General features: G+C 33.6%; 11 protein-coding genes. 1 reads left to right on the forward strand and 10 read right to left on the reverse strand.

Annotated features, from left to right (window positions below; genetic code table 11):
- Positions 1-14: 14 nt before the first annotated feature.
- From deoC to dtd, 8 genes are all read right to left on the reverse strand, one after another.
- On the reverse strand, positions 15-914 hold the full coding sequence (gene deoC, locus L3049_RS17955) for a deoxyribose-phosphate aldolase (protein ID WP_275111206.1): 900 nt from the start codon (positions 912-914) through the stop codon (positions 15-17).
- 336 nt (positions 915-1,250) lie between these two features.
- The gene (locus tag L3049_RS17960) at positions 1,251-2,639 is read right to left on the reverse strand and encodes a hypothetical protein (protein ID WP_275111207.1); all 1,389 of its coding nucleotides are present in this window, start codon (positions 2,637-2,639) and stop codon (positions 1,251-1,253) included.
- Between the two features lie 2 nt (positions 2,640-2,641).
- Complete coding sequence (locus tag L3049_RS17965) at positions 2,642-3,013, reverse strand: hypothetical protein (RefSeq protein ID WP_275111208.1); 372 nt, start codon at positions 3,011-3,013, stop codon at positions 2,642-2,644.
- Positions 3,014-3,027: 14 nt separating this feature from the next.
- Entirely contained in the window at positions 3,028-5,124 is a 2,097-nt protein-coding gene (locus tag L3049_RS17970; protein ID WP_275111209.1) for a C13 family peptidase, read from the reverse strand.
- 27 nt (positions 5,125-5,151) lie between these two features.
- Positions 5,152-6,135: a BMP family ABC transporter substrate-binding protein gene (locus L3049_RS17975; protein ID WP_275111210.1), complete on the reverse strand. Its 984-nt coding sequence runs from the start codon at positions 6,133-6,135 to the stop codon at positions 5,152-5,154.
- Positions 6,136-6,523: 388 nt separating this feature from the next.
- The gene (locus L3049_RS17980) at positions 6,524-8,236 is read right to left on the reverse strand and encodes a hypothetical protein (protein WP_275111211.1); all 1,713 of its coding nucleotides are present in this window, start codon (positions 8,234-8,236) and stop codon (positions 6,524-6,526) included.
- Positions 8,237-8,403: 167 nt separating this feature from the next.
- Positions 8,404-8,739: a nucleotide pyrophosphohydrolase gene (locus L3049_RS17985; RefSeq protein ID WP_275111212.1), complete on the reverse strand. Its 336-nt coding sequence runs from the start codon at positions 8,737-8,739 to the stop codon at positions 8,404-8,406.
- Between the two features lie 3 nt (positions 8,740-8,742).
- Complete coding sequence (gene dtd, locus L3049_RS17990) at positions 8,743-9,195, reverse strand: D-aminoacyl-tRNA deacylase (protein WP_275111213.1); 453 nt, start codon at positions 9,193-9,195, stop codon at positions 8,743-8,745.
- Positions 9,196-9,377: 182 nt separating this feature from the next.
- Here dtd and lplA point away from each other — a divergent pair, with 182 nt between their 5' ends.
- The gene (gene lplA, locus L3049_RS17995; protein ID WP_275111214.1) at positions 9,378-10,361 is read left to right on the forward strand and encodes a lipoate--protein ligase; all 984 of its coding nucleotides are present in this window, start codon (positions 9,378-9,380) and stop codon (positions 10,359-10,361) included.
- A 59-nt stretch (positions 10,362-10,420) separates the two neighbouring features.
- Here lplA and uvrC read toward each other — a convergent pair whose 3' ends face one another.
- Positions 10,421-12,223 (reverse strand): excinuclease ABC subunit UvrC, encoded by a 1,803-nt coding sequence (uvrC, locus tag L3049_RS18000; protein WP_275111215.1) that lies wholly within the window; start codon positions 12,221-12,223, stop codon positions 10,421-10,423.
- A gap of 26 nt (positions 12,224-12,249) precedes the next feature.
- A complete protein-coding gene (gene ade / locus L3049_RS18005) occupies positions 12,250-13,893 on the reverse strand; it encodes an adenine deaminase (protein WP_275111216.1) in 1,644 nt (547 codons plus the stop codon).
- Positions 13,894-13,969 lie beyond the last annotated feature (76 nt).

The raw sequence follows: 13,969 nt of genomic DNA on the forward strand, positions 1-13,969 counted from the left end.
ATTATTAATCTCTTTTAAAAATATTTAATGTCTTTCTTTTCACCTTTCTCAATAAAATGAATTTCAGACAAAATATTGTTGGCTAAACTAGATGCTCCAATTCGCAAATATTCATTGTTCAACCATTCTTCTCCTAAATTGTTTTTCGATACTGCAAAAAACTCGATGGCATCCTTTCCTGTTGAAATTCCTCCTGCAGGTTTAAATCCGACCATTCTTCCTGTCTTCTCGAAATACTCAGTAATTGCCTCAGTCATAATATAGGCAGCTTCTAAAGTTGCATTTACAGGAACTTTTCCTGTTGATGTCTTGATAAAATCAGCTCCAGCCTCCATAGCAATAATAGATGCTGTTCTAATATTCTCCGCTGTCTTAAGCTCTCCTGTTTCAAGAATTACTTTTAAATGTGCATTACCACAAGCTTCTTTCTGAATAGCAATTTCATCAAATACAGTTTGATAATGTCCTTCAAGAAAAGCGCCTATTGATATAACAATGTCAATATCGTTAGCTCCCTTTTCAACAGCCATTTTACATTCCAATGCTTTAACTTCAACGTATGATTGAGAAGATGGGAAAACACCTGCTACAGAAGCAATTCTAACGCCCTCAGCTTTTAAGTTTTCATTTAATGTAGGTACTTGGTATGGATATACACAAATAGCGGCCACATTTGGCATGTCAAAATCATTCTGGAAGTTATTTACATTGTCAGCAAAACTTTTAGCCTTTGCATGTGTGTCTGTAGAGTTCAATGTCGTTAAATCTATGAAAGAAAAATTCTTTTTAAGATTCTCAACTGTGTACAAAGATTTAAAATCTTTATCCAGAATTGATTTGACATTTTCTTTAACTTTTGCATCGCTAATCTTAAGATCGTAAGATTTTAAGATCTCTAAAATGTCTCTCTTCATCCTTCTAAATTTTTAATTAGGATGGAGCGCCAAATCCTACATTTGTCGCTACACAGTGTAAATAAATAATAATAAACCAGTTGCGGACGTTTCCGCTGATTTTTCCATAGGTACAAAAGATTGCTCTCTTGTATATCTTAATACTTAAAGCACAAAACTAATTTATTTTTTACTCTTCCCCTATTTCTATATCATTAATTTATTTGAACTTAAGTTAAAAAAAGCCAAAGTCATCGTGATGATGACCCTGGCTTACTATCTAACTAAAAACGTAATTCTTTATTGTTTTGAAAATTTATACTTATAAATCTTGATCTGATTAATAGATATATTTTTCTAATTACTATAGGTCTCGTCAAAAAGAACTATTGGCTTAACAATTTGATATTCCTTTTCAAATCCGCCTAAATTTTTCTTTGCTATTTTAACCTTCGCATTTATTCTTGCATCTAGTCCCATGCTCATTTCAACAGATCCATCAACCTTTGTATTCAAAAAGCTTCCATGTATCTCCGTATTAACGTAAGGAACCATATCAATAGTTATTCCGTTAACTCCGCAAATTTTAGCTTTAGTTCGAGGGAATATTTCAGCTCTTAAATTCGCATTTACTTCACCCATAAACTGAGGTGTATAAAGCTCTTTATTAAATTCAAACTCATTTATGGCACTCCAACCTTTTTTCCTCTTGTATTTTGCCCCAAATTTAGAACTGATACTTGCATTGAAACCTGCTGTACATTGCAAAAACCCATTACTCTCAACTTTATATGCAGCCATAATATCTGTATCAACTGTTATTGCCAATACACAAGCACCAACATAATAGATAAATGTTCTTTTAAATACATTATTCATTAATTTTATCTCGTCTTCCCGTGTATAAGATTTGGCATATCTCATTAAAAAATTGGCCTCTGCAAAAACATGTGGACTTACTGAAAATTCAAACTTTCTTAGTTTAAACCATTTCACTTTTGTTTTAAGACTAAAATCGGCACCATAATTAATTTCTCCACTGGTGAGATAAATTCCACTTTTTTCAGAATAAGATTCTCCAGTTTCCTCATTAGTTATCTGTTCACTCTTCTCAAACAGAGTATAATTTTCAATTTTTTTACTAAAATTGATAGAGATTGTTTTTTTTGTATTTCCAAACATTTCAACCCCATCTATCTGTTCGTCATTAAAAACAGAACGAACAATTCTCCCTTCAGGCATATGATAAATCACACGCGCCGGATGAATTTTATTTCCATCTCTCAGTGCTTCATTTATCTCTTGTATGGTAGATGCTGTTTTAAGATCAACGTCTTCAGTCATATCCGATACCAATTCAAAATCAGCATCTCTAAAAACTTCTTCAAAATCTGTTTCTTCAGTATGTACATTAATTATGTCGCCAATCGTATCAACCTTGGCAACTTTTCTTAAAACTGCAAGCGTATCTAAATCAACAGATAAAATTGATGTATTCTCAATTTTATACTCTGCCATTTCAACCGATTCTAATGACATTTGCATCACTCCTGTTTCCTCGTCATAAGCCATTCCTTCATCTCCATTGGAATTGGCTAATTTACTATTATGAAGCAATAAAACATTCTCATTAAGTTTAGCTGAAATTGCATTAACATTCTCTAAACTCGGATCAGAAAATTCATCTTTTTCACTACATGATACCAAAAGAGTAACCCCCAATAAAAAACATAACTTTTTCAACATAACTAATCATATTTAAGAATAACTGAAATATTTGTAATAACACCCTTTTGTAGTGGTTTTTCCATTGAAGAATTGCTAGTAGAATTCGTTAATTCTTCTCCCTTTTCCACATTAAAAAAATAATAAACCTCTTGTAGATCGGTAAACAAACAAGTTCCTGTACTGTCGGTAGTCGCAATCATATTTTCCTCGCTATCCTCTATATTATACCAAGCATCGTAGGTTGTAAATAAAGTTACCGAAGCATCTTCTACCAAAACTCCATTTTCATCAAGTACAGTAAACTGCAATTGAGGTGGGCTATCGACATAATTTGTTTTTTCACAAGCACTAAATGCAATAAGTGCAATTAATGCAATAACGATTTTCTTCATAACTAGTAAATGTATTATGGATTAAAAAATTCAGAAATCTGTAAATGAGGCATATTCCCATAATGTTCTTCATTATAAACCCCAACATGAGAACCATTTACCTTCTGGTTTAGATTTGTATACAGATCAGAAAACGAAATATCAGGGCTGTTTATCACCTCGCTCAAAAAATGGCTTGAAAAATTATCTGACAGCCAAACATTTAAATAATTAGAGTATTTAATTGCCTTTGAAACCTCAAACTTATTTGCTGCAGTTATGCAAAGTATAGGAGATTCAAAATCAATCACCTCTCCCATTAATCCGCTATAGCACGATTCGAGAATAATTAACATGCGACGAAAGTTTCCCTTATTATTAAACGAGCTAAGACCTGCCTTAAATTCTTCTGGACTAATAAACTGTTGGTTAATTGCATCGATCCTGAGACCTTCGGGGAAACCATGTCCTGCATTATAGAAAAGAATGTTAGACTGTTTAGTGGCCTCCAGAACTATTGGGGTATCTTTACTTATATTCCCTGATAAAATATCAAAAATCATATCAGCATTTATATCTTTTAGAAAATAATCAATCTCGATATTTTCATATAAGTTATTGCCTTCGTTTTCAACCATAATAGAACCCTGATTTTTGTTTTTATCGTGAAATGCAATATCATCTTCTAGAATAAGAACAATATCATCATCAGAGACTCCATTTGCTTTTAAGTGCTGATACATTGCCAATACATCAGCTTGGTGGCGATAATTTTTCCAGCTTTTAGATGATGCAATCAGTAAAACTTTTAAATCCTTTTTTTCAGGTAAATCGTAAGATTCTCCCGATTGTAAATCATCTATTTGACTGGCGTAAGTTCTCCAGGATGCAGATGTATTAGAGTATCTTTTATCTCCTTTATCTGAATAGTAATTCAGACTAACAAAATTGCCCAAATTAACTTGCCAATGAGCATAAGTCGAATACAAAATATCAAGGAAAAAATCATTATCATATTCCAAAGAACTACTAGCGCCCATTATATCTGGCGATAATCCACTTTTAATATTTGCTAGAGTTTCGACAATTGACTGATCATCCCAAAATGCAGACTCACCTCTGCCGCTTACAACTTTCTTAATGGAATCGTTTAATTTTTCACCACCTTCTCCTCCCGATTTTTCGATACCATAAGCCAATAGCATTAGTGCATCGTAAAGCTGAGCAGATGCCAGAAGAGGTTTTTCCCCGTATTTAATTTCATATTCTATTTCAAATCCACTTTTCGGATCAGGAATACAGACTGTTCCTTCAATCCCCTCTGCGTCTTCACCCAATATATCAAGTAATTGAGGCATATAGGCCAAATCAGAAAACAAAAACTGACAATTATTCGAATCACTTTTCCAATTTTTTGCCATTTCCACGGCCTGATCTATATTTGAAGGAATACACACAATTAAATCAGGCTTAGAACTGAGGGCCGATTGCATTTCATTGCTTATATCTGTTTGTTCGGAATTATATTGTTCAACTCTTGTAACCTCTATGCCAATTTCTGCAGCATAAAATCCAAACCAGTTGTAAAATGACATGCCATACTGATCGTCTCCTGTTACAAGAGCTATGGATTTAACATTCTTTTCTTTTGCTAATAAAACCAGGTTTTTACATTGAGAGATATCTGATTCTACAAATCTCCATATATAATCTTTACCCACATAAGCAGTGGTTATTTCACTGGATGAAGCTGTTGGAATAAAAAGAGGTTTCTTATTTTTTATAAAATAAGGTATTGATTTAAAAGCGTTAGCAGAAGTAAATGGGCCAATAGCAGCAATAAAACTGGTATCCTTTGCTATCCTTTCTGCTAAATCATCAATATCTTCGGCCTGAGAATCAAACCATTCCAAATCAATTTTTTTACCTGCTACGCCGTTATTTTCATTTATTGTTGTCTGAACCCACTCCAGGCTTCTCTCCCAATTGCTTTGCATAGATCCTGAAAGAGGCATAAATACGGCGACTTTAAACGAAGATTCTAATGTATTTAAGTCCTCATCTATATCCTCTTTATTTTCGCACGAAAAACAAAGCATTAGAATTAATAATAAGTAGATATAATGTTTCATAGGTGTTAAGATAAATGGTGTTTAGTATTATTTCTGTTCCAGATATTCATTCTCCTTTCTGATAGCTTCATCCTTTCCATTTGTAACTATACCATTCAAGCTATTCTCAAAATAAGAATTAAGAAGAAATCCAGTATATGAGGATTCTAAATTATAAACTGTATGTCCGGTAGAATAACCTTCATCCTGATACTTTTGAATACAGTTTAAAACAAGATTGTCGATATTCTTTGTTATGGAACCAATTATAGATTTGGGTGCATAATGCGACTGATCTGTATCAATCCCAATTGCAAGAGTTTTTGGATTTTCACGAATTACATTGAAAATTCCTAAATTTGAACCTCCTGCTGCTGCTACAACCAAATCGACATCATCAATTAAACTTCTAGTTAAATTTTCAGCCTCTTCCATCATGGAAAAGCCACTCACTCCCGAATCTAAATAATTAAGAGAAACATGTTTCCCTCCATTGGCTAAAAACCCATCGGAAAAGCCATTATAACAATCCTTTAAGGTAGGCAGTGGCATGCCGGCAATAAATGCTGCGGTATCGCATAAATTAATTTCGGCCGCAGTTAATCCAGCTAAATATGCAGCACCATAGAACGAAAAGCCTACAGACCAAATATCAGCATCAGTGCTCCCATCAAGTAATAGAATATCCTCATTTAAAAATTCATTTGAGTGCTTATCCATAATGTCGGCATAGGCAACATCTCCTAGAATTAATAGTCTATTATAATCTGTGGTAATTATACTATCAATCATAAACTCTACTTCGCTAATATTTTCGGGGAATAAATGATTTACAGATAGCTGATAGTCATATTTTGCCTGAACCACTCCTTTAAAAATATTATCAACATAAGAATCTCCAAGACCTCCTATCGAATAAATAACGTCGATATTTGATGTAATTTCTGTTTCATCTTTTGAACAACTAAATACAATAACAGAAACTATACTTAGTATAATAATCTGTTTTAGCAATTTGATATTAACACTCATATTAATTATTGTTTAGTGTTTAAATGTGCGTGTCTTTGGGGTAAAATTTACAATACAAATCTAATTTACGAGGTGAAAATATTGTTGACTTAGGCTCATAAAAATTAAACATACAGAACACTGGCAACATGCATATTAAAGCAAATGTAGTAGAAGTGACGTACCCCCTTTTTGGACGTTTTTATAAAACAGAAGGCGTTTTTTAAGTAAACCTGTCAGGTTTTAAGCGTGGTGGTTTTTGTGAGTATAGCTTGGAAGTTGACTATACTTATAATTTTAAATTATCTACCCCTCGTAATCCCGGAAGTTTTCGGGACGGGTACTCCTCCTTCCTTCGACTAAGCTCTAGAAACGAGGAGGAAAAATTTAAGATGTAAGGATAAAAAATCTAAAATTGCTGAAAGAAGCTGTTTAATTCTGTTTCTTCGGGCACATTTAGTTTTTTCCGCAAGCGGTGTCTGGCGGTTTCAACAGAACGGAGAGAGGTGCCGTTAATGGCTGCAATCTCTTTGCTGCTGAGGTTGAGCTTTAAAAAGGCTGACAAGCGTAGTTCCTTCGAGCTTAATGTAGAATGGTCTTTTGCCAGATTTTTATAAAAATCGATATGAACTTCTTTGAAACTCTTTTCAAAATCGCTCCAAACCTCATTCTTTTTGCTCACTCTAATTTCAGAAATCAATTTTTGGATTGCCTCCTTTAAGTCCGCTTTTTTAAGGTACTCCATAGCTCCTACTCGCTGCGATATCTCATTTAGTAAATTATCATTCTGAACAAAACGCAAAGCATTCATTGTAAGTGTTTTGTTATGATGAATAATGTTATTTTGCAAAATGGCATTCTTATTTTTCATCTGATTTTGCTTTTGCAAAAACACCATTTTTCGCAATCGATTAATCACAATGGCTACGATCAATAAAGTAATGGTAATCAGAAAAATCCCAATAAATAAAGTCAACCTAAAATGCCCTTTATGTCTTTCTTCTGAAAGTTGAGCTTCCTTTAACTCGTAATTGTATTTTGTTGTTAAGGCAGTAACTTCTTTATCTAAGTAACTCTTAAATAGGCTTTTCTCTACAAAGTATACTTTTTCCAGGTATTTTTTAGCCAAATGATAATCGCCTATAGAGTCGTACGAATCGGATAAATATTGATAAGTCTTGCGATAAATTTGAGGATACTCCTCTCCTTTTCTTATGCCTAATAATTGCTTGCCTGTTGTTATGGCTTTCTGAAATTGCCCTTTTTTCTGATAAGCACAGGTAAGATTATTACTAACGTTCACATAATTAGGGTAATCATCAAGCTCTTTAAAAGTTTGTGCAGCACGTCTCAAGTAAAAAACTGCAGTATCCGGCTCCAATCTATAATGCATCATAAAATGCCCCAACTGGTTGTAAGAAGATGCTTTTAAACTCTTTAAGTTATACTGCTCGGCAATTTGGGCAGATAGGCTGGTGTATTTAAATATTGAATCAAGGCGATTAAAATTTGGTATGTTGTATTCACTTTCACCTGTTATACATTCTTCATAAAAGGAAGCCAAGCGTCCATATAAATTGCACCTATTACGAACCGATAAGCCACTTTCTTTTAGTAAATCGTAAAGTAAATCGAAGCCAATTTTAAACTGTTTTTTTACCCGATGTGCTTCGGTTATTTTAAGTATGCAATAATGCTTCAGATCTTTATTTTCAAATTTTTTTAATAATTCTAAAGCTTCTAGTAGTTCCGGTATTCCTTCATCAACATTAGAGTTTGATGACTTTATACTACCCAAAAGCATTAATATTTTTGCCCTAACCACTATATTCTCAGGATAAGTGTGGTTAATCTCTTCCAAACAATTCGTAAGAATTAGTATTGTAGTATCTATGCTTTGTTGTTGACATTTTGCATTGGCCTCCAAAAACTCAATTCTAATTTTTTGGAGATCGTTTAAGTCAGGGAGTTTTTTAAGATACTCAATACTATTTAAACAAGAATCGAAATTGGTATGCAGGTACTGTTCTCCCCTAGCAAATATCGAATCAAAGTCCGTATTAGTTTGTGATAAAGAGAAAAATGGAAGAAAAAATAGAGATAGGTATAAGCTTAGCTTCATTTAGATGCTTTATGATAGAATGATCATATTAATTTGAAAACATGAACACAAAACTAATAAATATATTGATTAATTTGTGCTTCAAATGATTTGATATACCTCTATTAAATCAGATCTCAATAAAACATTATTTTAGCACTCTAACCACACTCCAGGTGCAAGGATAATTACTTGAGTTTATCATTTTTTAGGTGACGCGTCTTATCTCTCTGTGATTTCTTCTCTATATTTTTTTGAAAAGCTTCATTTAAATCGACTCCCGTCTGATTTGCCAAACACATTAAAACCCATAAAACATCGGCCATTTCATCTGCTAAATCAACTTTTTTATCACTTTCCTTGAAAGATTGCTCGCCATATTTACGAGAAACAATACGAGCCACCTCACCTACTTCTTCGGTTAAAATAGCCATATTGGTTAGTTCATTAAAATAGCGAACGCCATATTTTTTGATCCATTGATCGACCATTTCTTGAGCTTCCTTTATTCCGATCTGATTCATAGCTTATTCTTTGTTTTTAGTATCCATTACAATGGTAACTGGACCATCGTTAGTTAAAGAAACCTCCATTTCGGCACCAAACATTCCAGTTTCGACTTTTTTTCCAGATACCTTTTCCAAACAGGCAACAAAATTTTCATAAAGAGGTATTGAAACCTCTGGTTTTGCTGCTGCGATATATGATGGTCGATTTCCCTTTTTAGTTTTAGCATGCAGCGTAAACTGACTGATTGCCAGAATGTCTCCATCTACATCTATCAAAGATTTATTCATTACCTCATCTTCATCATCGAAAATTCGAAGATTACAGATTTTTTTACTGAGCCATTCTGCATCATCCAAGCAATCTTCATTCTCAATACCCACCAAAACCATCAATCCTTTTTTAATTTGACCAATAATTTCAGAATCCACTCGCACTGACGCTTCCGTAACTCTCTGAATCACAACTCGCATAACTAAATATTTATTAAAATAACATTTTGAAATTCTCTCAAATATAAGCTTTTCCCTTTGATACCTAACGGATAACTAACTTGGGAAAAGCTTTCAAAGCACCCTATTGAAATTCAATCTAAATTAAGATAATTCGCAAATAATAATCATATTTGTATATCAAAAAAACAAGCAAGACCAATATGTTATATTTTATCAGTTCATCGCATCAACCAGCTTTCAATTTAGCAACGGAGGAATATCTTTTAAAAAATTATGAAGAGGATTTCTTTTTTTTGTATTCCAACTGCCCTGCTCTAATCGTTGGAAAACATCAAAATACCTTAGCTGAAATTAACCTGGAAAAAACAGAGGAAGAAAACATTCCAGTTGTGAGAAGGCTCTCGGGAGGTGGAACGGTTTTTCATGATGAAGGAAATTTAAATTACTGCTTTATCAAGAAAGGTGAAAAAGGCAAGTTGGTAGATTTTCAGAAATACAGTCAGCCAATTATTGATACCCTACAAAAGCTAAGCGTAAATGCAAAATTTGAAGGGAAAAGTGATCTGACAATTGATGGAATGAAGTTCTCAGGCAATGCATCTCATATTTACAGAAGCAAAGTAATGCAACATGGCACCATGCTTTTTTCAAGCGATTTGAACCGCTTAAATAGCCTCTTAAAGGTAAATCCACTCAAGTTTAAGGACAGAGGTGTTCGATCGATTAGAAGTCGTGTAACTAACATCAGTGATCACCTATCCTCTCCTCTATCGCTCGATGCTTTTAGTAAACTGATTATTGAGGAGCTTCGATCCAATTTTCCTGATGCCAAAGCATTTGAACTAAATAATTCTGATAAAGAAAAGATAGAAGTGCTCATGACAGAAAAATATAATAATTGGGAATGGAACTATGGCTACTCTCCTAATTATAGTTTTGAGAAACTTTCGAATTTTCCTGGCGGTAATATTTTAGAGGTAAAACTTAAAATTGAGAAAGGACTGATTCAAAAAGTTGAACTTGATGGTAATTGCATCCAATTTGATCAAATAAAATCCTTTGAAAACTTACTTCAGGACAACAAACACAACAAAAACACTGTTTTAAAGACACTTAAAGGACTCGATTTAGATGAATACTTTAATAATTTAGATGAAAATCAGTTAATTAATGCACTTTTTTAGAAAATTTCGTCACTTCTTAGAAGACATTTTCACATAAACTTTTCAATTAACTAAACTGGTTAATTGAAATATTTATAGACAGTTAAGGCCTTAGATTTTCCTAATTCTGTTTCCAGTTCTGCGATTGTGGCAATCCTCACATTATCTACCGACTTAAACCTTTGGATTAACTTCTGAACTGATTTTGGTCCAATTCCTTCAATTTTGTCCAATTCTGAGCTAATAAACGCTTTTGACCGTTTTTGTCGATGGAAAGTAATTGCAAAACGGTGCGATTCATTTCGCAGATGTTGAATGGTTTTAAGGGTTTCTGAATTCTTATCCAAATACAATGGATATGGATCACCGGGAAAATAGATCTCCTCCAATTTTTTAGCAATACCAATAACCGATATCTTTCCTCTAAGATCTAGCTTATCTAAACTATTTAAAGCTGCACCCAACTGTCCTTTTCCACCATCAATTAAAATCAATTGTGGTAAGCTCTTTCCTTCTTCAAGTAATCTTCGATATCTTCTGTAAATAATTTCTTCCATGGAAGCAAAATCATTTGCTCCAACAACGGTCTTAATATTAAAATGGCGATAGTCTTTTTTGAATGGTCGCGCGTTCCTAAATACAACACAAGATGCAACCGGGTGTGTTCCTTGAATATTAGAATTATCAAAACATTCAATATGTACTGGTGCATCCTTTAGGCGCAAATCAGTTTTCATAGTTTGAACAATTCTATCAGAATGGGACTGTTTTAATGATTTATCACCCTTCTTTAACTTCTCGAGACGGTAATATTTCACATTCCGAAGCGAAAGGTCAAGTAATTTTCGCTTGTCACCACGTTGAGGAACTATAAAACGTATATTCTGAATTGGCAAATCCAATTCAAATGGAACCAATATCTCTTTTGCAGTACTAAATATTTTCTGACGAATTTCGGTTATTGCCAAAGCCAATAAATCTTCTTTCGATTCATCCAGCTTTTTCTTCATCTCGATTGTGTGTGCTTGGATGATGGCACCATTTACAACTTTCAAGAAATTAACGTAAGCAAAATTCTCATCATCTAGAATTGAATAAATATCAATATTATTAATTGAGGGATTTACAATGGTAGATTTACTTTGATATTTTGCTAGTAGTTCAAGTTTTTCTTTAATGATATGAGCTTCCTCAAATTTAAAATCAGCAGCAAGAATTTGTATCTTTTCCTTTAAATGAGAAGTAACAGTTCCAATATTACCTTTTAAAATATTACGAATATCTTGAATCGTTTGCTCATAGTTTTCTCTGCTCTCCTTCCCTACACATGGCGCCTTACAATTACCGATATGGTATTCTAAACAAACTTTAAACTTTAAATCGCTAATGCCTTCATCTGTTAATCGCAAGTTACACGTTCGCAATTGATATAAAGAACGAATCATATCCATCAAAATTCGAACCATCTTAACACTTGTATAGGGACCGAAATATTCCGAACCATCTTTCACCAAATGACGTGTTACCTGTACCCTTGGATAAGCTTCTTTCTTAATACAAATCCAAGGAAATGATTTGTCATCCTTTAAAAGAACATTGTAACGAGGTTGGTGTTTTTTTATCAGATTATTCTCTAATAATAACGCATCCTCTTCCGTCTCTACAACAATGTGTTTTATATCCACAATTTTCCGAACCATGATATTGGTTTTCGCTGAATCGTGAACTTTATTAAAATAGGAAGCAACTCTTCTTTTGAGTCGCTTTGCTTTTCCTACATATATAATCGTATTGTTCTCATCAAAGTATTGATATACGCCTGGCTCTTCAGGCAAAGCTGAAACCAGAGACTTTAAATGATCTATATTTTTGTTTTTTATCACAGATTATAATTTTCCTCTAAGATAGCTTACTCTTCTGAAAAAAGATTAACCACTTTAAATTGATTTACGTCAAATAAGCCTTTATCCGATAATTTTAACTTTGGAATTACCAACAAAGACATAAATGCTAGCGTCATAAAAGGGGAATGAAAATTCGATCCAAAACCAGAGGCAAAATCACTTAAAACTTCGTAATCTTTAATTAGATCCTCTCCTGTTTTATTAGACATTAAACCGGCTACTTCTAAATTGACACTTTCAGTTCTGCCTTCATTTGATGCAACAATCCCTCCCTTTATTTCTATTAAAGTATTAATCGCCTGTAATAAGTTTTCATCACTTGTTCCTACAGCAATAATGTTATGGCTATCATGTGCTATGCTTTCTGCAATAGCCCCTTTTTTATATCCAAAGCCTTTAGCAAATCCGACCACAGGTTTTCCATTATCGTAACGACTCATCACAACCATTTTCAGCAAATCATTCTCCACATCAGATATAACATTTGAATCCTGAATCTTTGGCTCACACAAAATTGAATCCGTAATCAAATCACCATCCTTTACCAGCATCGTTCGAATTTTTCCATTTTGTGGTTCTACTCGAATATCGGATAATTGAATTGGCTTACGACTAAAATTATTTAGAATGATCTCATTATTTACCTCAAATAAAACTTCCTTGTCTTTATAAATGCATTCCCCTTTTCGATAAGCCTGTTCAACCGAAAAAGAATCAAGATTATCAATTACGATAAAATCTGCGGCATCACCCACCTGAAGCAAACCCAAATTTAGACCATAATGATGAATTGGATTATAGCTGGCAGCCCGAAGCAATGAAAACAAATCAAGTCCTTTTTTAAGTCCTTTTTTAATAAGGTAATTAATATGACCTCTTTCAAATAAATCATCAGGATGAGTATCATCTGTACATAACATGACTTTTTCAGGATGAGAATCAATTAAAGAATATAAAGCTTCAAAATCCTTTGCTGCGCTTCCCTCTCTAATTTGTATCTTCATTCCCAAATTAAGCTTCTCCAGAGCTTCTTCCATATTTGAACATTCATGATCTGCTGAAACTCCTGCTGCGACATATTTCCGCAAGTCGTCCCCTTTTACACCTGGAGCGTGACCATCAATTTTCTTCCCTAACTTCTTTGTGGCAACAATTTTCTTCATCACCTCCAAATCTTCATTTATAACACCGGGGTAATCCATTACCTCTGCCAAACAAACCACTTCTTCTCTCTTCAACAAACTTTCAACCTTATTTGCTCCTAACTTAAAACCCGAAGTTTCGAATGGCGTTGCAGGAACACAAGATGGCACTCCAAATCGAATTTCCAAGGGTGTCTTCCTGGCATCATTAATCATGAAGTCAATTCCAATCTCTCCTAATACATTTGCTATTTCATGAGGATCCGTAACAACTCCTAAAGTTCCTTTTCTTACAACTAAGTCTGCAAATCGGCTTGGTATTAAAAGAGAACTTTCAATATGTACATGTGAATCAACCAAGCCTGGAAGAATATAACAATCCGGAACAGATTCCTTAGGAGTAATACTTACAATTACACCATCCTCCACTTTCACTTCTGCCTTTCGTATTTCACGAGAAATAACATCAATTACATTTCCTGCTATTGAAAAATTTTTATTTGCCATCTCTTTTCTATTATTGTTTCTTCTGAATGATTACTGATTTAAGCCTTTATTGCTTCCCAAAACGCCCGAAATCATC

Source organism: Labilibaculum sp. DW002 (genome assembly GCF_029029525.1).
Classification (GTDB): Bacteria; Bacteroidota; Bacteroidia; order Bacteroidales; family Marinifilaceae; genus Paralabilibaculum; species Paralabilibaculum antarcticum.